The organism is Collinsella aerofaciens (assembly GCF_009876115.1).
GTDB classification, from domain to species: Bacteria; Actinomycetota; Coriobacteriia; order Coriobacteriales; family Coriobacteriaceae; genus Collinsella; species Collinsella aerofaciens_N.
The window spans coordinates 74,786-97,975 of sequence record NZ_WWSY01000002.1 but is presented as its reverse complement, the minus strand read 5'-3'; the positions used below and the strand labels follow the sequence as shown (position 1 = coordinate 97,975).

The following is a 23,190-nucleotide window of genomic DNA, read 5'->3' as shown; positions in this document are numbered from 1 at the left end:
CTATGGAAGATAAAGACGATCTAGCTGTTGTCGAAAGGGAGGAGCTGCCGCGACATAAGCAGAGTTTTGATATCCGTAAGGCCGCTGCCGGGTTGGTTGATGGCGCCGGAAGCGCGATGGCGGGCGCGGTTGCAGCCGTACAGAAAGTTGCCGATGGTGCAATGCGTGCTGCAACTCCGATGGTCGATGACGCCTTGGCAGCTATTGCTGATGCGGCCGATGGCGCGGCAGGTGCTGCTGCGGATATCGGTGACGCCGTCAACGATTGGGCATACCAGCAGCAGCTTAATAGATACAGGCCGGTAACCAAGGAGACCTATCAGAGTCCTTCATTTTATTTGCCGAATATGATTCGAATTGTTGACGGAAATGAGCGTCGGGGCATCGACGCCTGTAGGGATGCTATTGGTTGGCTGGATACCGTTAAGGGTACGCAGGTTTTCAATCTGTACCGCGAGGCAATCGGGGATAGCGAATTGTCTTTCTATCCTAAACCATCTCTTTATTCCACATATTACATAGATGCTTTTGATCGGTCTCGCTTTGTTGACCTTGACTCTTATTTCGCAACCATGCAACAAGACAAGATGGCCGAGTTGAGGCGGATTGCGTTCATGCTTGGCGCGAAACGCTGCAAGCTGGAGGTGACGGAGTACGAGGAAACTCGGCGAGGCCGCCAGGTTAAGGGAAATGCCAAGGCGGGAAAGAAGGGCTCGGTTCGAATCGACGGTTCCTTGAGCGATTCAACGAGAAATGAGAAGAAAATTCTGTTTACACAGGAATTCGAGGGTGACATGGTTCCACAGCGCCCTGAACTCCATTGGTATGCCCATGACTCAGATATTCTCTTGTTAATTGAGACGAGATGTGGTGGAGAGGATAAAAACAAGGCGAAGAGCTATCGGGTCGAATTGAAAAGTGAAACGACCATGACCATGTCTGTATCACTTGCTATGGCTATCGACGAGGCATGCAGCAAACTGAACATAAGGGCGAATTCGAGCCTGACAAGCCAAGCTAAGCGAGAACTCCGGCAGTCGTTTGTATTTGAAGTTGAATTCTGATGTGTAGGGACCTTTTGCTGCGGGGTTCCTGTCCTTTACGGGATGGAAGCGTATAAACCCATACGGTGCAACTCAGTAAAAGTTACTAATATACTGGCATCTATTCTAGTTAAAAGCGTTTAAAAACGGTTAATTCCATTTAAATCAGCAGTTGCAATAGGTGGCAAAGGGACAGTTCCTTTGCCACCTTAATGCCAAAACCAATTTGTTAAGAGCTAGAGGGTTTGAAAATTAACCATTTCTACCCCGTCCCCTAATGGCAGGTTTGTCACATTCCCGGAAAGCCTGTTTGGCGCAGGGCCTCGTAGAGGACGATGGCGGCGCTGTTGGAGAGGTTGAGGGCGCTGATGCGGTAGTCGTCCGGGTCGACGAAGTTGCCGCAGATATCCTGCTGAAGGATGGCTTCGTGGCTGTTCTCGGTATGCCCCAGCGATTCCTCGTGGGCTTCCCAAGCCTCGGCGTTATCGAGTGAGTCGCAATCGCGCAGCATCGGGATGCGCTCGCAGCGCTCGGGCGCCGCGGCAAGCAGTGGCTCGGGAATGCCCGAGCTCTCGCTGCCAAAGACCAAGTAGTCGCCATCGCGGTAGGCACTCTGCGCATAGGTGCGGCGCGCCTTTTTGGTCAGCAGATGTAGACGCTCGTCGACAGGGGAGAGGCCGTTGCGCGCAAGGAAATCCTCCCAGCCGGCATAGGTCGTCACGTCCAAGTTTTGCCAGTAGCCCAGGCCGGCGCGACGCACCGTCTTGTCGTCGAGCGAAAAGCCCAGTGGCTCCACCAGATGCAGGCGGGCGCCGGTAACCACGCAGGTGCGGCCGATATTGCCCGTATTGGCTGGAATCTCGGGTGCATACAGCACGATATTGAACATGAATCTCCTTGGCTCAGAACGAAAAACCACCACGAAGGGCACCTTCGTGGTGGTTTGGCGGTTACGTAGGCAGAAAAATGCCCGCTTGGATAAACCTAGGCGCGGTGCCAGTCGGTCAGGCAGGCATCGAGGGAGGCGATGAGCGCATCCTTGTCCATGTGACGGCCGATGATGCACAGGCTCGTCATGCGGTCGCCCGTCTCGTCGTCCCAAATCTGCATGATCTCGGGGTTCTCGTCGATGATCTTCTGCTTCTCGCCCTCGGGTGCGGAATCGACAAACAGGCCGTTCTCCATCAGGCGCATCTGGTGACCGGCCTGCTCAAACATGTAGCACATGTCCGGGTTGCTGGCCTGCCACAGCGGACCCTTGACGCGGATGACCTCGTCGGGCCACTCCTGCTCAACAAAATCGGTGAACTTCTGTAGGTCGAACGGCTTGCGGCGCGAATACACAAAGGTCTCGATGTCGTACTCGAGCACCTCGGGGTCGTCGTGCTCCTCGGGATGCTCCATGGCCTCGATCCAGGCGGCGGAGTTGTAGGCGCGCATAAAGTCGAAGCGGTCGGTATCGAGTAGCTCCTCCATGGGGACCTCGCCGTTTTGAGCCTCGACAATCACGGCGTCCTTCTGCAGGCTGCGCACGATAGCCTTGAGCTCGGCAATCTGCTCAGGCGTCACGGTGTCGGTCTTGTTGAGGATCAGCGTGGAGCAGAACTCGATCTGCTGGATGAGCAGACTCTCGATGTCGTCCTCATCGATATCCTCTGCCAGCAGGTCACGACCGCCGTTGAACTCGTCGTACATGCGGGCGCAGTCGACCACAGCCACGATGTTGTCGAGTGCAAGCTTGGGCTCGCCGCCCACCTTGGCCTCGTCGCAGAAGCTCGAGATGGTGTAGGCGATGGGGATAGGCTCGCAAATGCCCGAGGCCTCGATGATGATGTAATCGAAGTTGCCCGAATCGGCGATGCCCTGCAGCTGGTTGGCCAGGTCGTCCGAAAGCGTGCAGCAGATGCAGCCGTTGGTGAGCGGGATGAGGTCGTCGGTCTCGGAAAGGCCGCCGTCGGCGATGAGGCTGGCGTCGACGTTGATCTCGCCGATATCATTGACGATCACGGCGGCGCGGATGCCGCCATCGTTAGCGAGGATGTGGTTGAGCAGCGTGGTCTTGCCGGCACCGAGGTATCCGGTAAGCATGATGATCTTCACGGGTTTGTTGGGCATGTGCCCTCCTTTGTTAGACATGGCTTACAGTTGAATCTTATGCCAAACGCCTGCTCTTATACCCACGCGCTGGCAAATAACACAGGCTACTCCCAGGCTCCCCATACATCGGGGCAATAACCGACGGTGGCCTTTTTGCCATTGCGCACGATGGGCTCGGCTAGAACCTGCTGGTTCTCGAGCAGCTTGTCGAAGCGCTGACTGGGGGTAAGGTGCTGGATGAGCGCGAGCGTCTCCTCGTCCTTGGCTTTGGGGTTGAGCAGCTTGTCGATGCCGCCGACCGCCTGCATCACGCTCGTGAGCTCGCCTTTGCTCATCTCCTTTTCCCTAAGGTCAATAAACTGCACCTTAATGCGACGCTCCTTAAAATAGCGCTGGGCCTTCTTGGTATCAAAGGACTTCTTGGTGCCGAAGATTTGCACGTTCATATAATGTTCCGCCGTTCTAACGAATGGCGGTCACCTCGACGCTGCAAAGCCATCTGATGGGCAATCTGCCTTTCAATCGTCGGGCGCGGGCAAAAGCCCAGCGCCCTCCTCTTTCAAGGCATCTTGCCTCATCAGCTGGCTTTTCGCTGACATTGACGGTACATCGAGGTGACCACCGCCGGACTTATCGAATAAAGTTGGTGCGGGCGCGGTCGGCTTCGGGGGCTTCGATGCCGACGGCCTGTCCTGCCTCGATGCAGCGCAGGAGCCAGGCCATGTTTTTGCCGATGTTTCGCATGGTGGCCAGGCCCTCGGCGTCCTGGGCGGCCTCGCCCGGCATGGCACCAAAGACGTTGTTCCAGTAGGTGGAGGCGACCACGGGCATCTGGTTGATGGTGAAGTACTTGTTGAGTACATCGAACGTGGTCGACGTGCCACCGCGGCGGGCAACGGCGACGGCAGCGCCCGGCTTGTGTGCAAAAGCTTTGCTTCCGGCATAGAAGGCGCGGTCGAGAGCCGAGAGGATGCGGCCGCTGGGGTGCGCATAGTAGACGGGGGAGCCAAAGACAAAGCCATCTGCCTGCTCGGCGGCAGCGATCAGCTCGTTCACCACGTCGTCGTCAAAGGTGCAGCAACCGCCAAGCTTGCCACACTGGCCGCAGCCGATGCAGTCGCGAATGGGCTTGGCGCCCAGCTGGAACACCTCGGTATCGATGTCCTCGGCGTTGAGTTGCTCGGCGACCTCGGCGAGTGCGCGGGCGGTATTGCCGTTTGCCTTGGGGCTGCCGTTGACCAAAAGAACCTTCATCACAAACTCCCTCTACTGTTGGTGACTTCTGCGGAGGATTATCGCACGAGAGGGAAGATGGCGTGGGGCGCGATGCGAAACGGTTTGTGTTTCACATCGCGCCCCGTGGTGCTAGTCCAGCTTGGTGCCCGGTACTTGCGGCGCCTCTTTAAGCAGCGCTTTGAGTTCATTCAGAATGGAAACGGGCTGTCGGTCGACGGCGTCCAGATGAAGCGTAGCCACGCGAATGGGCGGTTGGTATTCAAGCGATCCGATGAGCACAGGCGAACCCAGGAACCGCTCGATTTCCTCTGCAATCGCGTTGGTCTCTTCGGGATCAAGGTCGTCGAAAAGCGCCACGAATGTCGGTCCTGTTGAGCGGAACAGGCGGCCCTTGCCGCGCGAACAATCCGTGAGGCAGGCGGCGCTTTCGGCGAGCACGCGGTCGCCTGCGTCGAATCCAAAGCGGGCATTGACCTCGGCGATATCGTCGATCTTAATGGCAATAAAGCCAGCCTCGCGCGGCACGCGGCGCATCTCTCCAATAGCGTTGACCAGGGCGTGGACATCGCCCAGACCCGTTACCGAGTCGGTCGTATCTGCCGGGCTGCGGTTGATAATCATGCCCACGTACATGTTAGGCTCGGTATCGGTGCCGTCCAAACGGTAGCCCGTGCAGTCGCAAAGCACGTACGCTCCGGTAGCATCCATCACGCGATACTGCATGTAGTGGAAGTGCCACGTGCCGTTTATCACCATGTCGAGCTCGGCGTGTACGTTATCGCGATCTTCGGGGTGAACGCGGGCAAGCCACATATCGAGCGAGTTGTAAGGGTGCTGGGAGGGCAGGCCAAAATCGCGTACGGCATTAACCGACCATTGCGATTCGCCGGTATCGAGGTTAAGGATAAACGGATAGCGTGTCTCGGAGCTCATGGAGATCGCCTGGAACACGCGGTCGTTGCAGGGAAGTTGATCGGCAATCGGCCGCATCGGCGCGTTGTCTTCTTTCGGTTGCTGCACGCGGTGCATAAGCTTATAGCGATACATTTTGCGATCGGCATCCATCGTCATCTGGCGACGCGTATCGCCTGCAAGCGGGTCGACGTGCGAGCAACCAAAACTAAAACTGGCGATCATGGGCGCCTTGCCGTCTGATGTTGCCTCGACAAGATCGGTACGTGTCCGCTCCAAGCGCTGCTCGAGCTCGGCTTCGCCTGTCGTGGGAGACACGAGTACAAATTCATCTCCACCGATACGGAACAGCATTTCATCGTGCTCCATTGCCTCGGTGAGCGCGCGGCAGATGCCCAGAATGTAGCGGTTGCCTTCGGCGTGGCCAAACTTATCGTTGCAGTGCTTGAGATGGTCGATGTCAATATAGGCGCAGGTAAAGGGAGTGCCTTTGAGCCAGAGCTGATCGACATGGCGGTCGAGTCCACCGCGGTTGCCAAGATTGGTGAGCGAATCGACATAGGCGCTGCGCTCAAGCAGCTGGCGTTCTTGTTGCAAGACGGCGAGCGTTTTCTGCAGTTGCTCGCCGATGGAGCGCAGCTCCGTGGGCAGTGCCGCGACATCGAGCTCGGCGGTTGAGGTCCCGTTCGCGAGTCGCTGAAGATGGGCAATGATTGATTGCTCGCCCAGGCGATACGACTCGTTCATGATGGATAACCTCCTTAGGTGACAGGATGCTCCGTATCATATCCCCAATTCGGTTTGAATTGGGGATATGAGTTAGCCAATGGGGACAAATGCTCCCCTAGACGGTGGTGTTTTTGCGCGCGAGCGTATCAGTTGCCGGCGCCGCCATCGAGCAATATCTCAAAATCCTCCACCGGCATGGGGCGGTGGTAGAGGAACCCTTGTGCGTAGCGGGCGCCCATCTGTCGCAGTATGTTCGCCTGCTCATTTGTCTCGACGCCTTCGACCACGACGGGCAGGTGCAACGATTGCGCCATCTCGAGCATAGACGACACGATCTGCGCGCTGCGGCCTTGATCGCGGTCGGTGGGCACAAAGGTGCGGTCGAGCTTGATGACGTCGACGTTGACGTTCTTGAGCATCGCGAGCGTGGACTGGCCGGTGCCAAAATCGTCCATATAGGTCGAGAAGCCGCGGGTGTGCAGGTCGGCTGTCAGTTTGTCCACGGCCTCGGACTCCCCCGTATAAGCCGTCTCGGTGATCTCGATACGCATGAGCTCGGGCGGTAGGCTATATTGGGCGGCGAGCGCCCCCATATGTTCGGCAACGTCGCAGGCAAGGATATCCACGCGCGACACATTAAGCGAGACCGGAACCACGCGAAGTCCTCGATCGATGCGCTCGCGCAGCCACGAGGCGACACCTTGCCAGATGTACTTGTCGAGCGTCACCACAAAGCCGCTTTCCTCGAGTGCGGGGATAAACGTTGCGGGCGAAATGAGAGAGCCGTCCTTGTCAATCCAGCGGGTGAGCGCTTCGGCGCCAATAATCTCACCGGTTTCCATATCGACCTGGGGCTGCAAGTGGTAGGTAATACGACCATCTGAGAGCGCGTACTGGAACTCGGTGAGGGTGCGGTGGAACGCGACTTCGCGCTCGTACTCCGTGGGGCAGAAAATGGCAATGCGCTCCTTGAAGTCGTTTTTGGCGCGTCGATTGGTAAACATTGCCTTAGCCTGCGCATCGATGGTGATTTCCTCATTGGAGTCGATGGGGTAAACGCCCATGGACGGCCAGAAACCTACGCCGTCATCATGCCTGGCTACGGCCTCGCGAACGCGGTTGTAGATTTGATGGACGGTGATGTGCTTAAAGGGGATGAGCACGCAAAAGTCATCTTGGCCCCAGTACCCTGCGACGCCCATATCGGCATTCTCGATGTCCTTGAGGACCGTGCCCACATCGGCGAGTACGCGGTCGCCCTCGGCCTGGCCGTGCCATTCATTAAACAGGCGCATGTGGCCCATGTCGACCGTGGCGATGCACCAGGTGCCGTCGCGCCTTGCCTCGAGAAATGCGTTGGTGCGCCGCATAAACTCGCTGGGGCGGTAGAGGCCGGTGAGCGTGTCGATGCGTTCGGCGATTGCGCTCTTGCGTTCGATTTCGGGTATGGGGAGGCTGTCGTTGGGAACAAGTCCACCGGCCGTGCGAAGGCGACGGTCGAGTTCGCCTAAAACAGCGGTCGCTTGATGGGTTAAGCGCTCGTAAAAGGCCGGGACGAGAAGACAGACGGGGGTAATGGTGTCGTCCGCGATTCGAACAGGAGCGAAAACGGCTTCTTTAAGATGATGGGTCAGTTGCTCGAATGCCTCGTGGCCCAAATCGTTGCTGAGCACGACGAACTGGGCGTTTCGTGAGCGGAAGACGCGACTCCTGCCGCGGGTGATCGACAGCATACGGCCTGCGTATTCGGCGAGCATGTTGTCGACGGCCTCGGCCCCATAGAGCTCGTTGAGCTTTGCCGTGCCGCGAACGCGGACCGCTATAAGCCCCGTCTCGCAACGGTCGCGACGGCAGGCATCGATAGCGTTAATCAGCATGCGCTGCGTTCCGAGGCCCGTAGCGGCGTCGACGGTTTCGGCGAGTGAGTGATTGACGAGCTCGCCGACATAGAGCGAGGGGGTATTTCCGTCGCCGTCGATACGAAACCCGCGAGCGCGGCAAAGGACGTAGTCGCCCGCGGCATTGCGCATACGGTACTGCATGACGCGGCGGTGTTTGGAGCCGTTGTAGATTTGGTCGATATCGCTGGTATAGGCCTCAAGGTCATCGGGATGGACACGCGTTTTCCAGTAATCGTGGCAGTTGTCTATATGCTCGGAAGGAAGACCGAGATCGCGCAAGGCGCCTTGTGACCAAAGGGTGCGATGCTTGTCCAAGTTCTCGATAAAGCAATAACGGCCTTCGTTGAGCATCGAAAAGGCATCGAAAACGCGGTCGCTTATTTCGAAGTCATCGGCGTGGACTTGTGTGATATTGCGTCGATCAAGGTGTATGGCATGGCGTAGCTTGTAGTCGTACATGCGATGGTCGGCATCGAGTGTCATGCGATTGGAGGCTTCGCCCAGGGCGGGGTCGGCGTGTGCCACTCCGTAGCTAAACGAGTGAGGCATCTCGGAATCGTTGTTTTTGAGCAGGATCGTTCGGCAGTGTTCCAGACGTTCGGCGAGGTCGTCTTCGGTTGCAATCGTAGATAGGATGGCAAACTCGTCGCCGCCTATGCGAAACGCCGCCTCGTCAGCTTTCATATACAGCTTGAGATAGAGGCTTACCTGCAAGATGTAGCGGTTGCCCTCGTCATGCCCAAAGACGTCGTTGCAGTGCTTAAGGTTATCGATATCGATGAACGCCATGGTAACGGGGGCGTCCTGCTCCCAGAGCTCCTCGAGGGAACGGGCAAAGCCGCCGCGGTTGCCAAGCCCGGTGAGCTGGTCGGTAAAGGCCGTCCTAATCAGATCATCCTGACGCTCGAGAAGGTCACGGACGGTCTTTTCGAGCGTTTCGGTGTAATTGCTGACAGTATCCATGTTCTAAGCGGCTTTCTGAGGTCGGGGCGGATTGCGTCGGGCGAGCTCGTTGTGTACACGCGTCGTTGCTCACGCTTTGCGTGTATCCAGGCCCCCGCCTTGCTGCGTTGTTGAGTTACTTTGCCGGCTAATGTTCGCTGTTGATAACTGCTGAGTAGTATAAACAACAGTACGCAATTATATATGGGTGCACATGCTGTGAGCGGCTATTATTCGACAAGTGGTACCGCGACGATGCGATGTTCGATGAAAATGCGACTGAGACGATATATGTTGACGGGTATACTTGTCCCGTTTTAAAACGCAGGAACGGAGATGGTCGCATGGCACAGTCAAATATGACGCGCACGGTGGGGCTGGCACTCGAGGGAGGCGGCTACCGCGGTATGTATACGGCGGGCGTGCTCGACGTTTGGATGGAGCACGGTTTGACCTGCGACCATATGGTGGGTGTCTCGGCGGGCGCGGCGTTTGGCTACAACTTTAAATCGCGCCAGATCGGCCGCGCCATTCGCTACAACAAGGCCTATTGCGCCGATAAGCGCTATGCGGGTGTGACCAGCTGGCTGCGAACCGGTGATATGTTCAATGCTGATTTTGCCTATCACGAGGTGCCCATCGAGCGCGATCCCATCGACCTGGAGGCATATCGCGCCTGCCCCATGCGGTTTACGTGCGTGTGTACCGATATCGAGACGGGCAAGGCCGTCTATCATGACCTGCCCTATGGCGACGAGAGGGATATCGAGTGGATCCGGGCGTCGTCGGCGATTCCTGTGGCGACGCGTCCTGTCGCTATTGACGGGCATAAATATCTGGATGGCGGCGTGGCTGATTCTATTCCCAGCGCATGGCTGTTTGCGCAGGGGTATGACCGCAACGTGGTGGTGCTGACGCAGCCGGCGGGCTTTGTAAAGCAGCCCAACAGTGTGATGCCCATGCTGCGTCGCGTGTTCCGTCACTACCCGGCGTTTGTCGCAGCACTTGAGCATCGGCATGAGGTCTACAATGCCACGCTCGATGACCTGGCACGTCGCGAGGCTGCCGGCGAGATCTTTGTGGTGCGGCCGAGCGAATCGGTGAAGGTGCCGTCGCTGTGTCGCGAGCCCGATGAGCTCGAGCGTATCTATCAGATCGGCCGCCACGATGCGGAGTCGTCTTTGCCGGCGTTGGAGACCTACCTGGCGGGGTAGAACAACTTGCCGTGTGCTCGGCGGAAAGCGCGTCCCAGAATCGGCACCCAGAACGGGATGCAGTTTCCCGGACGGGAGGGTTTTGGAAACGGCGTCCCAGAATTTGCGTCTGGAATGGGATGCGGTTTCCCAACGGAGCCTCATGCGGAAAGCGCATCTCGGAATGGACGTCCAAACTGGGATGCGCTTTCCATTGCTGAAGATGTGAGGCTGCGGATCAGCTGCTCGGCTTATGCCTATGCCTGCTGCCAAGTGTCGACGAGCTCCTTGGCCGCGGCGTAGGGGTCATCGGCGCTGCAGACGGCACTCACCACAAAGAAGCCGTCGACGCCGGTGGCCTTGAGCTGCGGCAGGTCGGCCGTCTTGACGCCGCCGCCCACCACGATGGGCACGGGGCTTGCCGCGTGGAGTGCGGCCAGGTCCTCAAAGCTCTTGGTGATGATAGAGCCGTCGGCCGCGCGTCCGCAGTCGCGCTTGGTCTCGGTCTCGTGGAGCGGGCCGATGCCCAGGTAGTCGACCAGGCTCATGTCGGCGGTCTTGACGTACTCGAGCATCTCCTCGCAACGGGCCGAAAGGCCCACAATGGCATCGGGGCCCAGCAGCTTGCGGCAGACCTCGACGGGAATGTCGCTCTGGCCTACGTGCACGCCGTCGACGGCAATGCCCTGCTCGCGCGCGGCGAGTACACAGTCCAGACGGTCGTCGATTAACAGGGCGACCTGACCGGTCTTGCCAGCCTGTGCGATTGCCTGCGCGGCGTCGCCGGTCAGTGCAATGATCTCGCGGGCGCTTGCCACCTTGGAGCGCACCTGGATACAGGTAAAGCCTGCGTCGAGCGCCTGGGCCACCACATCGCCCACGGGGCGCCCGAGGGTGTTTTCGGGGCCGAGTACCAGATAGGCCGAGATATCAAGGTTGTCGCGGATGCTCATCGTGCTTCCTCCTGCTTCTTGATCTGTGCTTCCATGCGCTCGAGCTTGCCGGTCATGGTGTCGGTAAATCCGGGCCGAATATCGGCTTTGAGCACGACTTCGGTGCGGATTCCCTTGCTCGCCAACACAAAGGTTGCGTCGCGCACGACCTGCATGACCTCGTCCCAGTCGCCCTCGATCTCGGTGAACATCGAGGTGGTGCGGTTGGGAAGGCCGCTCTCGCGTATGACGCGCACGACCTCGGCGACCTCGGCGGACAGCTCGTCGCCGGTGCCGCACGGGGCGATGGCCACGGCGATGAGCGTGTTCATTCCGGCATTGGTTGCGGGCTCGGACATGGCTTACGCCTCCTCGAGCTCGAGCTGGTTGTTGGCGATGTCCTGGGCGCTCGCGCGGTAGAGCTCGTCGATAAAGGCGACCTTAAAGCTTGCCGGGGCGTCGGCGACAGCGGCGGCACGCGTGCCGGCAACGTTGTAGACCGCGGTGCCGCAGATGGCTGCCGTAAACGGGTCGGCGGCGCAGGCATACACGGCCAGCACGCCGCCCTGCGAGCAGCCGCAACCGGTGATCTTGGACATGAGCGGGCTGCCGCCGTGGGACTTGGCCACGGTTGTGCCATCGGTAATCAGGTCGACTTCGCCCGAGACCACAACGGCGCCGCCGGTGTAGCGGGCGAGCGCCACGGCGGCATCGCGGGCAGCGTCTACCGTGTCGGTGGTATCGACACCGCGCACGCGGCTCAGATCGGCCGCCTCGCCCTCAAGACCCCACAGGCCGGCGAGCGCGATGATCTCGGAGGCGTTGCCGCGCACGATGGCGGGCTTGTACTGCTTGAGTTCGTTTACCAACTGGGTGCGCAGGCTACCGATGCCCAGGCCCACCGGATCGAGCACCCAGGGCTTGCCGGCGTCGTGTGCCGCCTTGGCCGCGCGGGGAATTGTCTGCTCGTAGATGGGGAAGAGCGTGCCCATGTTGAGATAGATGGCGCCGCCGCCGGCAACGAGCGCTTCGCCCTCGTCGGGCAGATAGACCATGGCGGCCGATCCGCCCACGGCGAGCTGTGCGTTGGCGACAAAGTCGATCGTCACCGTGTTGGTGATGGAGCCGGCCATCGGATTGGTGGCGCGAATTTCCTCTACGGCCTTGACCATATGTTGCTTAAGCTGTTCCGAATCAATCACTGCACATGCCTCCTTGGCATAGAAAAGGGGCGCTGTGCATAGACAGCGCCCCTGTAAAGGCGGCATGCTCCCTACGCCAGCATTAACTGACAGGTTCAAAGGATTGGGCCCCATGCCCTCTCAGCCTTGTGGTTTGCACCGCCGGCACTCCCGCATCGAATCTGTTGTTCCCTATACTAGCGCACCTGCCAAAAAGGGACAGGTTTATTTTGGCAGGTCGTTACAATAGGTAGGACCGATACGAATGGGGGCCTTATGATTAAACTTGTGCTGACCGATATGGACGATACGCTGATTCCAGCCGGGCATGACGGCGCCAGCGACTACGCCATTGAGGGCATTCATGCCATGCAGGCGGCGGGTCTGCACTTTGGGCCGGTTTCGGGTCGTCAGCCGTCCGCGATGGGCTGGATGTTCAAAAACCGTTCCGAGTGTTTTTCGACCGGTGCGTTCTGTAACGGCCAGGTGATGTTTGTCGACGGCGAAGTAGTCGCTTCGCGCGCAATCGACAACGATGCTCTGATGCGTTTGGCTGACTATCTGGAGCAAGAGACCGACGATACATTTCTAAAAGTCTACAGCCTGGGCGATGACTTTTGGGGCAACGATGCCTATTGCGTGACGAGCAATCCCGAGCGTGTGCGTCGCGCTATGGAGTCGGGCGGCAATGCGTGGCTCAAAGGCGAAGAGGCCCCGTGTCGTCCCGTCGTCGATGGCGCGCCGGTGTTTAAGGCGAATATCTGGAGTGCCCGTTCGCGTGAGGAGCTCGCGGAGCTACGCGAGCGCGTTGCCGTTGAGGTGCCGGAACTCTCGCTTGTGTTTCCCAACAACCGAGTGCGCCTGTTCGACATCCTTCCGGATGGTTGGGACAAGGGCTGCGCTGCGCTGGAGCTGGCGCGCGCCTTGAGCCTGACGCCCGACGAGGTGGCCGTATTTGGCGATTCCGATAACGATCTGCCCATGATCGATGCCGTTCCCAACTCCGTTGCAGTCGCCAATGCCAACGAGGCCGTCACGGCTGCCGCGCGCTGGCATATCGGCGCCGCGGTGGATGATGCGGTCGCCGGAGTCCTGCATCAGATTGCCGCCTGCGCCGCGACGGGGGAGATGCCGCCGTTTATGCGCCTGCCGGGTACTGCCGACGCGAATCTCACTAACAGCTAAGGAGACAGCCATGAAGCTCCAGCAGCTCAGATATGTCGTCAAAGTTGCCGAATGCGGCAGCATTACCGAGGCCTCGCGCCGGCTCTTTGTGTCGCAGCCTTCGATTACCGCGTCGATTCGCGATCTCGAAAACGAGATGGGTGTGCACATCTTTGAGCGCACCAACAAGGGCGTCATTGTGTCCGAGGAAGGCGAGACCTTCTTGGGCTATGCGCGCCAGGTACTCGACCAGGCCGACCTGCTCGAGGGCAAGTACAAGGGCGCATCCGAGCAGGTGCCGCACTTTAGTGTGAGCTGCCAGCATTATTCCTTTGCCGTCAACGCGTTTGTCGACGTGATCCGCGAGTTCGATGCCGCGCGCTACGACTTTACCCTGCGCGAGGAACAGACCCACGAGATTATCGAGGATGTCGCGCACATGAAAAGCGAGCTGGGCATCCTATATCTGTCCGAGCACAACCGCGAGGTCATCGAGCGCATGCTGGTGGCCAACGAGCTCGTGTTCGAAGGACTCTTCTGCGCCACGCCGCATGTCTTCGTCTGCGCCGACCATCCGCTGGCGGACCGCTCCAGCGTGACGCTCGAGGATCTGGAAGACTACCCGTTCCTGTCCTACGAGCAGGGCAGCTACAACTCGTTTTACTATTCCGAGGAGCTGACCTCGACGTTCGAGCGTCGCAAAAATATCCGCGTGCGCGACCGTGCGACGTTGTTCAATTTGGCCATGGGCCTCAACGGCTACACGGTATGCTCGGGCGTGATCAGCCACGAGCTCAACGGCCCCGGCATTATCTCGATTCCGCTCGACGTGGACGAGTACATGGAGATTGGCATCATCACGCGCAAGAACACGACGCTTACGCGCTACGGTCGGGCCTATATCGACGCGATTCGTCAGCATATCTAGGCTGCTGTGCTCCGCACGGTTCAAGTCTCTTTATGACAGTCCAGACTGATATAGGAAACATCTATATCAAACTGTTATAAACGTATATTTTACGATGGTCATATGAGCGCTCATACTCTGTCCCAGTAAAGCAACCAATGCAAAGGGAGATATCTATGAGCACTTCGATTCAACCGAACGCGCCGTTTCGCGCCGATATCGTCGGCAGCTTTCTTCGTCCGCAGGCTGTAAAGGACGCCCGTGCCGACTATGTCGCGGGTAAACTCGACGCTTCCGGCCTTAAGGCCGTCGAGGACGATGCCATTCGCGATTTGGTGGCCAAGCAGAAGGCCGCCGGCCTGCAGGTGATCACCGATGGCGAGTTCCGCCGCAGCTACTGGCACCTCGATTTTATGTGGGGCCTTAACGGCATTGAGCGCCGCACCTCACGCACGGGTTATATGTTCCATGACGAGGAGACGACGGCCGACACCGCCGTGGTTACCGGTCCCATTAGCGGCGAGAACCACCCGTTCGTCGAGCATTTTAAGTTCGTCAAGGCGCTTGAGGAGGAGGGCCAGGTCGCACGCCAGACCATTCCGGCGCCGATCCAGACGTTCTCTGAGGTCACGCTCGATCGCTGCGATGGCCAGCAGGAGAGCCTGCGTGCCGTCTATAAGACCGACGAGGAACTTGCCGACGCCATTGCAGCCGCTTATCGCACGGTGATCGCCGACCTGTACGCAGCAGGCTGCCGCAACATCCAGTTTGATGACTGCACCTGGGGCATCTACTGCGATACCGATTTTGTCGCCAAAACCGGCATGAGCCCGGTCGACCTGCAAAAGGTAAGCGAGCTGGGCGTGGCGCTCAACAACGCCGCCATCGAGGGCAAGCCCGACGACCTGGTCATTAACACGCACGTGTGCCGCGGCAACTATCACTCCACCTATGCTTTTGAGGGCGGCTACGACCCTATCGCTCCGTACCTGTTTGCGCGTGAGAACGTCGACGCGTTCTACCTTGAGTTCGATACGCCACGCGCCGGTGGCTTTGAGCCGCTCAAGTACGTTGCTCCCGGCAAGAAGGTCGTGCTGGGCCTGGTGACCACCAAGGCGGCTGAGCTTGAGGACGAGGACGTTATCGTCGAACGTATCCACGAGGCCGCAAAGTATGTGTCGCTCGAGAGTCTGTACCTGTCGCCCCAGTGCGGCTTTGCCAGCTGCGAGATTGGCAACAAGCTGACCGAGGATGAGCAATGGGCAAAGATCGCGCTGGTCAAGCGCATTGCCGAGCGTGTTTGGAAGTAGCGCTACCGTTCACAGGTGACGGCGCGTGCGAGACATGGCGTATCACGTACAGTGGTTCGGATCGTATCGTTCGGGCAGGTTATTCGATATGCCTGATCGCCCTTCCATCATGAAAGGACTTTCATGTCCCAATCCTCGACGCCCGCCGTCACCGATGCCATCTACGATGCATCGTCGCTCGGCCGCCCGCGCATGTTCCCGCTCGGCCTACATATGCGCGTGGACGCCATTTTTAATGCGTCAGTATCCAGTGGATGCCGCGCGCCATGCGCAGGTCAGTTTGGGCAAAATGATTGCCGGGGTTGAGCTCCAGCGTTGTTGGGATGTCGCGCTCGATAAACAGCTTTTCCATCGCGCGCGTATCGTCGAGTACGTGCCGCATCATGCGGTTGGGCGTCTTGGTTTCCTTTTTACCGAGCGACAGATAGGCGGCGTCGGGCGTAGCCGTCATCGTGCGCTCGCGCGCGTAGTCGATAAAGCCGGGGAACCACAGCGACCCCGATGCACTCGCCACGCGCTCAAAGACATCTGTTTGCCAAAGTGCCCACAGTGCAAAAAGACCCGCCAACGAGTAGCCGGCAACGCCGCGCCAGGCGGGCGGTTGCGGGAGCGATGATTCGGCCTGGGGGATTATCTGCTTCAACAACTCGTCAAGAAAACCAGCAGCCTGTCCGCCAAAGGGCTCGGCATCTCGTATAGTTCCGTCGCATTCCCAGGGGCTCAGCTCGCGATTCCAATCGAGCCCTCCAATGGCGACAAGGGTGAACAGCGGGCAGTCGAGCTCTCGGCAGCGCTCGTAGACTTCACTACCGTTGCCCATAATCACGGGGAGATAGATGACGGGCGCGCCTTCCGCACACTCTGAATAAACGGTTATCTGCTTATGATGCGCTTCCAAGGCAGGCTTCTCTCGGTGTTGTGATATTGACAGCCTCAATTGTCGCACGCTGACACGGGGGCAGACGCTAAAAGAAAGGCGCGGAGCCGCTCGATGCGATTCCGCGCCTTGTTGTTTTGCTTTAGCAGACTATGCCGTTACGCCACGAAGAAGTAGACGAGGAAGGCGAGGGCTGCGATCCACATGAGCGGCTTGATCTTGGAGGCCTCGCCCTTAAAGAGCGCGACGACCACGTAGGCGATAAAGCCCAGGCCAATGCCGGCAGAGATGGAGTAGGTGAAGGGCACGCCGGCGACAATCATGAACGCCGGGAAACCCTGCGACACGTCGGACCAGTCGATCTCGGAGGCCTCGCTCATCATGAGGTAGCCGACGTAGACCAGAGCACCGCAGGTGGCGGCGCTGGAAACGATGGTGACGATGGGGGAGAAGAACGCGGCGAGAATGAACAGCACGCCGGTGGTGACGGAGGTGAGACCCGTGCGGCCACCGTCGGCAGCGCCAGAGGTGGACTCGACGAAGGTGGTGATGGAGGAGACGCCCATGAAACCGCCCACAGCAGCGGCGGCGGAGTCGACGATCAAGATCTCCTTGATATTCTCGACGTTGCCGTCGTCGGTGAGGAACTCGCCCTGCTTGGCCACGGCCATCGCGGTGCCCATGGTGTCGAAGAAGTCACTCATGAGCAGCGAGAACGAGATGACGAGGAGCGCGGGGTCGGTAAGGACCTTGACGATGGCGGGCACGCCGCCGGCGTCGGCGATAGGGCCACCGATGCTCGAGAAGTCGAGCGGGGCGATGATGCCGGTCGGAGCCTGGGTCACACCTAGGGGGATACCGGCGATGACGGCGACGACGATGCCGATGAGCAGCGAGCCGGGGACGTTGCGGCAGGCGAGGGCGACCGTCACCAGGATGGAGATGATGCCGACGATGAAGGTGGGGGAGGTGATGTCGCCCAGACCGACGAGTGTACCGGCGCCAGCGGTGATAATGCCGGCATCGCACAGGCCAATCATGGCGATGAACAGGCCCAGACCCACCGAGATGGCGTGACGCAGGACAACCGGGATGGCGTCCATGATGGCCTCGCGCAGGCCACAAAGCACGAGCAGCAAGATGACGACGCCCTCAAGGAAGATGACGCTCATGGCCACGTGCCAGTCACCGCCGCAGACGGTGGTGGTGATTCCAGCGATCATCGCGTTGACGCCTAAGCCCGACGCGCAGGCGAGCGGGCGGTTGGCGAAGATGCCCATGCAGATGGTCATGATGCCGGCGCCCAGGCAGGTGGCGCAGGCGAGCGCTCCCGCATCGATGCCAGCGCCCGAGAGCACCGCGGGGTTGACGGCGATGATGTAGGCCATCGCCAGGAATGTTGTCAGTCCAGCGCGAAGTTCGGTCCCGATTGTGGACTTGCGCTCACTGACGTGAAAAAGTTCGTCCATGCATACCCTTTCCTTGTTCGGCCCCGAGTTTAGGCCGATTGACACGAACGCTCCCACTATAGCCCCTTTACGACGCTGTTGTTCCTCGCATGTTGATGTTCGGCGCTTTGTAGCAGACGGACGGTATTTTTCGCATGAAAATGTGTGGGTACCGTATACTTAAGCGGTTACAACGACCCCTATGGAGGAACGTATGATTAAAGAGCTTTGCCACGACGAGGCTATCCTGTCCCAGCGTTGCGAGGTTGCGACCGTCGAGGACGAGTCGGTTGCTCAGGACCTGATCGATACCATCAAGTCGCTCGACGATGCCGGCTGCCTTGCCGCTAACCAGATTGGCGTTACCAAGAAGGTTTGCGTCTACCTGGACGATGCCGGCGAGCCCCACGTGCTCTACAACCCCCGTCTGGTGTTTGGCCTGGGCGCCAGCAAGATGGAGGAGAGCTGCCTGACGCACGAGGAGGTCACCAAGTCCACGCGCTACATCAAGTGCAAGGTTGCTTATGACGTGATCGTCGACGGCAAGATGCGCGAGCGCAAGCAGGACTTCGTCGGCTTCGAGGCACAGATGATCCAGCATATGATCGATCACTGTCTTGGAAAGTTGGTCTAAGGGGACCAAAGCACCGCACCTTGCCGCTCAATCGTCGCTCGCGTACCTTAAGTACGCTTCGCTCCTCTTTCGTGGCAATCTGCGGCACTTTGACCCCTTAGACGACCTGCGGGGTTAACTTGGTTGAGTTTATCCTGCTTGAATAGCCCGGGCATGACATTGTTGTCATGTCCGGGCTTTTGTGTTTAGCGCCTTTTTGTTTGGAGACAATGAAATTAGCAAGAACGTAAAGCTAGGAGGCGCTATGTGTACGAGTATTCGATTTACCGATAATTCTGGCCACATGTATTTGGGCCGCAACCTCGACTGGAGCTTTGACTACGGCCAACAGGTTCGCGTGATGCCGCGCGGGTTTCACATTCCGTATTCGTTTATCGACGATGCGTCGGCGGCACACGCGGTGATCGGTATGTGCATCGATTACAAGAACTATCCCATGTTTTTCGATTGCGGTAACGATGCGGGTCTGGCTGTGGCGGGGCTCAACTTTCCCGGCTATGCCGAGTATGCCGAGGGCCCTGTCGACGGCAAGACCAATATCGCGGCCTATGAGTTTCCCCTGTGGGTGGCAGCGACGTTCTCGACGGTCGATGAGGTCGAGGCCGCGCTGCGCGACACGGTGATTGTCGCCAAATCTGCCGGAGAGGGGCTGGGCGTGTCGCTGCTCCATTGGATTATCGGCGACAGCCAGCGCAGCATCGTGGTCGAGATGATGGCTGACGGCCTGCATGTATACGACGATCCGGTCGACACCCTTGCCAATCAGCCCACCTTCCCGTGGCACATGGAAAACCTCCGCACCTATATCACCGCTACAAGCGATTTTCCGCAGACGGCGACATGGCGTGGCGCCGAGCTCAAGCCCTATGGAGCCGGTGCCGGCATGCGCGGCATTCCGGGCGATTGCTATTCGCCGAGCCGTTTTGTAAAGGCGGCGTACCTCAATGCCAATTACCCGCAAAAGGAGAGCGAGACCGAAAACGTCGTCCGCATGTTCCGCTCGCTCGAGGGCGTGGTGATGATCGAGGGAGCGTCCAGGATGGGCGATGGCAAGTTCGAGAAGACTATCTACACCGGATGCTTTAGCGCGCGCACGGGCAATTATTACTACGCGATGTATGGGGATCCGTCGATTCGCTACGTGAGCCTGATGGATGCCGAGGGCGCGAGCCCCGATAGGCTCGTGGTTCCCGAGCCGCGCCGTTCGTAGCCGATGGCTTTACCGCAATGCAAAGCGGCCCTGCATCTCCCGTGAGGTGCAGGGCCGCTGTCGTTGATTTATGGCGCCGCTAGAAGTTGGCGTCGTTGAGTTGTTCGTTCTCGAGGCCGTCGAGCTGTTGCTGTTCGGGCGTATCGGCGACACTCTCGAGCAGCTCGGTGGGATCGACGTTCATGCTCTTGCCGGCCTCGTTGCCGTTGACCAAGTCGTCCGAGAAGATGTCGACTTCCATTTCCTCGGCCTCTTCGATCTGGATCTCGAGCGGCACCTGGGTGCGCACGAGTTTGACGGCCGGGCGCATGCGGGCAAAGAGCGGTACGTACTCGATGATGATGGCCGAGTTCTCGAGACCATACCAACGTGCCGGGCTTCCGCAGGCGCGGCGGACGGCATACTTGATGGCCATGACGCGATGGTCGTTGCGGTTGATGTCCGTTTCGGGGGCAAGCATCTTGCGCAGCATGCAAAAACGGAAGTCGCCCACGTTGCCGCGCGTCTCGTAGATGGAGTAGGTGTGGTGCTGCGGCGGCAACTCACCCGAGGCCATCAGGTCGCCAACGATCTGGCGCAGGTAGGCGTTGATGCGCTGATTGACCTTAAAGCCCAGGTCCAAGCGCACGCGGAACAGGAAGTCTGTGCCAAAGGTCTCAACGGAATACTCGTGCGTATAGGGCTCGTCGGTAACGTGTACGTTGATGAACCAATATGCCTTGGCGCGCTTGGGGTGCTTGTCCAGGATGGAATAGAGCACGTCGCGGTCGAGCGTGAGCGGGTCGGGGCTGTTGGTGAGGAACACCAGATTGTCGGCGAGCACGGGGTAGGTCTCGTCATTGCGCAGGCGGTTGAGCTGGTCGATGTACTTGGAGACGGGCAGCAGAATCGTCTGCGTGCGCTCGATGGCGGTGCCGCGACGCCACACATACATAAGGCCGAACAGCAGTGCGGCCAGGAAGATCATGACGTAGCCGCCGTCAAAGAACATGGTGAGGCACGAGGCGAAGAAGCACAGCTCAATGGCACCAAAGAGCAGGGCGAAGACGCAGGCGCCCAGCCTGTGCTTGAGGACGCCGGCGATGTAGCTCGTCAAAAGCGTCGTGGTCATGAGCATGGTCACGGTAATGGCGAGGCCGTAGGCGCTCTCCATGCGCTCGGAGTTTTGGAACAGCAGCACGATGAAGACGCAGCCGACCCACATGATGTTGTTGACGAGCGGAATATAGAGCTGGCCCTTGGTGTCGCTGGGGTAGTGGATGCGCAGATGCGGCATGAGGTTGAGACGCGTGGCCTCGGATACCAGCGAGAACGAGCCGGTGATGAGCGCCTGCGAGGCGATGATGGCCGCTACGGCCGAAAGCACGATGGCAAAGGGGCGCAGGGACTCGGGGAGCATCATATAGAACGGGTTGACGATATTCATCGCGAGCATCTGGGGGTTGGAGTTATTGGCGAGCAGCCAAGCTCCCTGACCCAGATAGTTGAGGATGAGGGCCGCCTTAACAAACGGCCAGGATGCGTAAATGTTAGCTTTGCCCACGTGACCCATGTCCGAATAGAGCGCCTCGGCGCCAGTCGTCGACAGGAAGACGAAGCCGAGCACCATGATGCCCGAGTGGTTGATGGGCGAGAACAGGAACATGATGCCGCGGATGGGGTTGAGCGCGCGTAGGATGGACAGGTTGCCGAGCATGTTGAACAGGCCGGCGCCCGCCAGGAACAGGAACCATAGCGTCATAAGCGGGCCGAACAGCTTGCCGATTGACGAGGTGCCGGCGCGCTGCATGGCAAATAGGCCGCAGATAATGATGATGGTGATGATGATGACGTTGGTCTGTCCGTCGCCCAGCAGCGCATGGCCCCATTCGATGGTGCGCAGACCCTCGATGGCTGTGGTGACCGTGACGGCGGGGGTGAGGATGCCGTCGGCGAGCAGCGCCGCGCCGCCGATCATGGCGGGCAGAATCAGCCATGGTGCCACCTTGCGTACGAGGCTGAACAGGGCGAAGATGCCGCCTTCGTTGTGGTTGTCGGCCTTCATGGCGATTACCACGTACTTGACCGTGGTCACGAGCGTCATGGTCCAGATGACGAGCGAAAGCGCGCCCAGGATCATGTCCTCGCTGACGGTACCGATGCCGCCGTTGTTGGCGACGATTGATTTCATGGTGTACATGGGGCTCGTGCCGATGTCGCCATAGACGACGCCGAGCGTTACGAGCAGCATGCCAGCGGAGAGGGGGATGGCTCCGTGCCCGCCTTGCCCGCGCTGGTCTTGGAGGTTTGCCTCCAGTTTGTTGTGTGCCACGAGGACTCCCTTAGACATCCGGTTATCTGTCTAGGACAAAAAACTTTATGCCGTCTTTATACATACAAGAGCAGTTTGGCACATCTGGTTATTTTAGACAATAATCCTCAGCTGGGGATTATTTATCTACGCAGGTAGCATTTCAAAGCAGGGGCTTTTAAGCACGTGCTGTCTGGGCGATGCCAGCCTTGGCGTTTGCGCGTTTGCCGGCGAGTTCGCAAAAGAGCGCGCCGCCGATGATAAGCGCGGCGCCCATCAGGCGGACCGGTGTTATGGCTTCACCCAAAAGGGCGGCCGAGAACACGACCGCCGAAAGCGGCTCGAGGTAGCCAACGACGGCGACGGTCTGGACGGGCAGCTTGGCGACGGCGCTAAAGTAGAGCAGGCAACCAATGCCGGTGTTGACGACGCCGAGCATAGCGACGGCGCGCCAATCAATGCTGGCGGCGACGCCGGCGGACAGGAACGAGGGAGCGCCCTGCGTGATGAGCGTGAGGGCCAGTGCGGTCACAAAGGCGGCGCTCACTTGGAGTGCGGAGTTCTCGAGGCCCTCGATGTGCGGCGCACCCTTGCTGGCGATGACCATCAATGCATAGCAGAAGGCCGAGGCGATTCCACAGACGATGCCCGCAATGGGCATATTGCCGCCTAGACCTTGCGCTGCAATGAGAAAAGCACCACAAGCAACGGCGACAAAGCCGGCGATTTTGCCGCCGGTCAGCTTTTCGCCAAAAATGAGCGGTGAGAGGGCCATAACGATGATGGGGCCACAGTAATACAACAGCGAGGAGATACCAACGCCGATCGTCTGATAGGCGCGGAACAGGAAAATCCAGCTGGCGCCCAGCGCGGCGCCCGAGACGATGAGCGCTGCGGCCTCGCGGGGGCGAGACGGAGCCTGCAGGTTATGGCGCTTGGTTATGAAGAGGATGGCGGCAAGGGTGAGAGCGCCCAAAAACGTGCGCAACAGTACGATATCGGAGCTCGGCAGCGCGATGGCAGCGGCGATGATGCCGTTGGAGCCAAACAATAGCAATGCTGCTAAGTACGTAAACAATCCGTTGTTCATGTGCTGACATCCCCTCTATATCCGAACATGTTCACTATGGGTGAACTGGCTTTAGAAGAAAAGCGAATATAATGCATGGATAACATGACAAAAA

General features: G+C 59.1%; 20 protein-coding genes and 1 riboswitch. Of the genes, 7 read left to right on the top strand and 13 right to left on the bottom strand.

Annotation, left to right across the window (positions count from 1 at the left end; genetic code table 11):
* The first annotated feature begins 2 nt into the window (after positions 1-2).
* Positions 3-1,064, top strand: a complete 1,062-nt coding sequence (locus tag GT571_RS02330) for a hypothetical protein (protein ID WP_161155201.1) — start codon at positions 3-5, stop codon at positions 1,062-1,064.
* Between the two features lie 268 nt (positions 1,065-1,332).
* Here the strand turns inward: GT571_RS02330 and GT571_RS02325 are convergent, their stop codons facing one another.
* The 6 genes from GT571_RS02325 to GT571_RS02300 form a co-directional block, all read right to left on the bottom strand.
* Positions 1,333-1,932: a tRNA (cytidine(34)-2'-O)-methyltransferase gene (locus GT571_RS02325; RefSeq protein WP_161155199.1), complete on the bottom strand. Its 600-nt coding sequence runs from the start codon at positions 1,930-1,932 to the stop codon at positions 1,333-1,335.
* Positions 1,933-2,027: 95 nt separating this feature from the next.
* Positions 2,028-3,158, bottom strand: coding sequence for a GTP-binding protein (locus GT571_RS02320; protein WP_118226587.1), 1,131 nt, complete (start codon positions 3,156-3,158; stop codon positions 2,028-2,030).
* Between the two features lie 86 nt (positions 3,159-3,244).
* Positions 3,245-3,586: an arsenate reductase family protein gene (locus GT571_RS02315; protein ID WP_161155197.1), complete on the bottom strand. Its 342-nt coding sequence runs from the start codon at positions 3,584-3,586 to the stop codon at positions 3,245-3,247.
* Between the two features lie 184 nt (positions 3,587-3,770).
* Entirely contained in the window at positions 3,771-4,394 is a 624-nt protein-coding gene (locus GT571_RS02310; RefSeq protein WP_161155195.1) for a flavodoxin family protein, read from the bottom strand.
* Between the two features lie 111 nt (positions 4,395-4,505).
* On the bottom strand, positions 4,506-6,035 hold the full coding sequence (locus GT571_RS02305) for a diguanylate cyclase domain-containing protein (RefSeq protein WP_161155193.1): 1,530 nt from the start codon (positions 6,033-6,035) through the stop codon (positions 4,506-4,508).
* Between the two features lie 128 nt (positions 6,036-6,163).
* On the bottom strand, positions 6,164-8,881 hold the full coding sequence (locus GT571_RS02300) for a bifunctional diguanylate cyclase/phosphodiesterase (protein ID WP_161155191.1): 2,718 nt from the start codon (positions 8,879-8,881) through the stop codon (positions 6,164-6,166).
* A 323-nt stretch (positions 8,882-9,204) separates the two neighbouring features.
* On the opposite strand from GT571_RS02300, the gene GT571_RS02295 reads away from it, so the two are divergent.
* A complete protein-coding gene (locus tag GT571_RS02295; RefSeq protein ID WP_192934607.1) occupies positions 9,205-10,074 on the top strand; it encodes a patatin-like phospholipase family protein in 870 nt (289 codons plus the stop codon).
* Positions 10,075-10,310: 236 nt separating this feature from the next.
* Here GT571_RS02295 and GT571_RS02290 read toward each other — a convergent pair whose 3' ends face one another.
* From GT571_RS02290 to thiM, 3 genes are read right to left on the bottom strand one after another with little or no spacing between them, the layout of a single operon-like run.
* Complete coding sequence (locus GT571_RS02290) at positions 10,311-11,006, bottom strand: thiamine phosphate synthase (RefSeq protein WP_006234517.1); 696 nt, start codon at positions 11,004-11,006, stop codon at positions 10,311-10,313.
* The gene (locus GT571_RS02285) at positions 11,003-11,344 is read right to left on the bottom strand and encodes a thiamine-binding protein (RefSeq protein ID WP_006234516.1); all 342 of its coding nucleotides are present in this window, start codon (positions 11,342-11,344) and stop codon (positions 11,003-11,005) included. Before GT571_RS02285 ends, GT571_RS02290 begins: the two co-directional genes overlap by 4 nt.
* A 3-nt stretch (positions 11,345-11,347) precedes the next feature.
* A complete protein-coding gene (gene thiM, locus GT571_RS02280) occupies positions 11,348-12,187 on the bottom strand; it encodes a hydroxyethylthiazole kinase (protein WP_271741844.1) in 840 nt (279 codons plus the stop codon).
* Positions 12,188-12,238: 51 nt separating this feature from the next.
* A riboswitch (TPP riboswitch) is annotated at positions 12,239-12,349 on the bottom strand.
* A 93-nt stretch (positions 12,350-12,442) separates the two neighbouring features.
* On the opposite strand from thiM, the gene GT571_RS02275 reads away from it, so the two are divergent.
* The 3 genes from GT571_RS02275 (at position 12,443) to GT571_RS02265 (ending at position 15,547) form a co-directional block, all read left to right on the top strand.
* Entirely contained in the window at positions 12,443-13,351 is a 909-nt protein-coding gene (locus GT571_RS02275) for an HAD-IIB family hydrolase (protein ID WP_055286635.1), read from the top strand.
* A 10-nt stretch (positions 13,352-13,361) separates the two neighbouring features.
* Complete coding sequence (locus GT571_RS02270) at positions 13,362-14,258, top strand: LysR family transcriptional regulator (RefSeq protein WP_055286633.1); 897 nt, start codon at positions 13,362-13,364, stop codon at positions 14,256-14,258.
* 155 nt (positions 14,259-14,413) lie between these two features.
* Positions 14,414-15,547 (top strand): 5-methyltetrahydropteroyltriglutamate--homocysteine S-methyltransferase, encoded by a 1,134-nt coding sequence (locus tag GT571_RS02265; protein ID WP_240136085.1) that lies wholly within the window; start codon positions 14,414-14,416, stop codon positions 15,545-15,547.
* A gap of 232 nt (positions 15,548-15,779) precedes the next feature.
* Here GT571_RS02265 and GT571_RS02260 read toward each other — a convergent pair whose 3' ends face one another.
* Positions 15,780-16,445, bottom strand: a complete 666-nt coding sequence (locus GT571_RS02260) for an alpha/beta hydrolase (RefSeq protein ID WP_161155187.1) — start codon at positions 16,443-16,445, stop codon at positions 15,780-15,782.
* A 137-nt stretch (positions 16,446-16,582) separates the two neighbouring features.
* The gene (locus GT571_RS02255) at positions 16,583-17,893 is read right to left on the bottom strand and encodes an NCS2 family permease (protein ID WP_022094378.1); all 1,311 of its coding nucleotides are present in this window, start codon (positions 17,891-17,893) and stop codon (positions 16,583-16,585) included.
* Positions 17,894-18,086: 193 nt separating this feature from the next.
* Here GT571_RS02255 and GT571_RS02250 point away from each other — a divergent pair, with 193 nt between their 5' ends.
* Both GT571_RS02250 and bsh read left to right on the top strand, forming a co-directional pair.
* A complete protein-coding gene (locus GT571_RS02250; protein WP_117746174.1) occupies positions 18,087-18,506 on the top strand; it encodes a peptide deformylase in 420 nt (139 codons plus the stop codon).
* Between the two features lie 244 nt (positions 18,507-18,750).
* Complete coding sequence (gene bsh, locus GT571_RS02245) at positions 18,751-19,716, top strand: choloylglycine hydrolase (RefSeq protein WP_089573355.1); 966 nt, start codon at positions 18,751-18,753, stop codon at positions 19,714-19,716.
* 79 nt (positions 19,717-19,795) lie between these two features.
* Here the strand turns inward: bsh and GT571_RS02240 are convergent, their stop codons facing one another.
* Both GT571_RS02240 and GT571_RS02235 read right to left on the bottom strand, forming a co-directional pair.
* Positions 19,796-22,045, bottom strand: a complete 2,250-nt coding sequence (locus GT571_RS02240; protein WP_161155185.1) for a KUP/HAK/KT family potassium transporter — start codon at positions 22,043-22,045, stop codon at positions 19,796-19,798.
* A gap of 139 nt (positions 22,046-22,184) precedes the next feature.
* Positions 22,185-23,096, bottom strand: a complete 912-nt coding sequence (locus GT571_RS02235) for a DMT family transporter (protein WP_161155183.1) — start codon at positions 23,094-23,096, stop codon at positions 22,185-22,187.
* Positions 23,097-23,190 lie beyond the last annotated feature (94 nt).

Bases quoted from the DNA above. Each gene is read 5' to 3' on its own strand.
- GT571_RS02290 (WP_006234517.1), bottom strand. From the start codon at position 11,006: ATGAGCATCCGCGACAACCTTGATATCTCGGCCTATCTGGTACTCGGC.
- bsh (WP_089573355.1), top strand. From the start codon at position 18,751: ATGTGTACGAGTATTCGATTTACCGATAATTCTGGCCACATGTATTTG.
- GT571_RS02240 (WP_161155185.1), bottom strand. From the start codon at position 22,045: ATGTCTAAGGGAGTCCTCGTGGCACACAACAAACTGGAGGCAAACCTC.
- GT571_RS02305 (WP_161155193.1), bottom strand. From the start codon at position 6,035: ATGAACGAGTCGTATCGCCTGGGCGAGCAATCAATCATTGCCCATCTT.
- GT571_RS02285 (WP_006234516.1), bottom strand. From the start codon at position 11,344: ATGTCCGAGCCCGCAACCAATGCCGGAATGAACACGCTCATCGCCGTG.
- GT571_RS02255 (WP_022094378.1), bottom strand. From the start codon at position 17,893: ATGGACGAACTTTTTCACGTCAGTGAGCGCAAGTCCACAATCGGGACC.
- GT571_RS02265 (WP_240136085.1), top strand. From the start codon at position 14,414: ATGAGCACTTCGATTCAACCGAACGCGCCGTTTCGCGCCGATATCGTC.
- GT571_RS02270 (WP_055286633.1), top strand. From the start codon at position 13,362: ATGAAGCTCCAGCAGCTCAGATATGTCGTCAAAGTTGCCGAATGCGGC.
- GT571_RS02300 (WP_161155191.1), bottom strand. From the start codon at position 8,881: ATGGATACTGTCAGCAATTACACCGAAACGCTCGAAAAGACCGTCCGT.
- GT571_RS02315 (WP_161155197.1), bottom strand. From the start codon at position 3,586: ATGAACGTGCAAATCTTCGGCACCAAGAAGTCCTTTGATACCAAGAAG.
- GT571_RS02250 (WP_117746174.1), top strand. From the start codon at position 18,087: ATGATTAAAGAGCTTTGCCACGACGAGGCTATCCTGTCCCAGCGTTGC.
- GT571_RS02320 (WP_118226587.1), bottom strand. From the start codon at position 3,158: ATGCCCAACAAACCCGTGAAGATCATCATGCTTACCGGATACCTCGGT.
- GT571_RS02235 (WP_161155183.1), bottom strand. From the start codon at position 23,096: ATGAACAACGGATTGTTTACGTACTTAGCAGCATTGCTATTGTTTGGC.
- GT571_RS02330 (WP_161155201.1), top strand. From the start codon at position 3: ATGGAAGATAAAGACGATCTAGCTGTTGTCGAAAGGGAGGAGCTGCCG.
- GT571_RS02325 (WP_161155199.1), bottom strand. From the start codon at position 1,932: ATGTTCAATATCGTGCTGTATGCACCCGAGATTCCAGCCAATACGGGC.
- GT571_RS02295 (WP_192934607.1), top strand. From the start codon at position 9,205: ATGGCACAGTCAAATATGACGCGCACGGTGGGGCTGGCACTCGAGGGA.
- GT571_RS02310 (WP_161155195.1), bottom strand. From the start codon at position 4,394: ATGAAGGTTCTTTTGGTCAACGGCAGCCCCAAGGCAAACGGCAATACC.
- GT571_RS02275 (WP_055286635.1), top strand. From the start codon at position 12,443: ATGATTAAACTTGTGCTGACCGATATGGACGATACGCTGATTCCAGCC.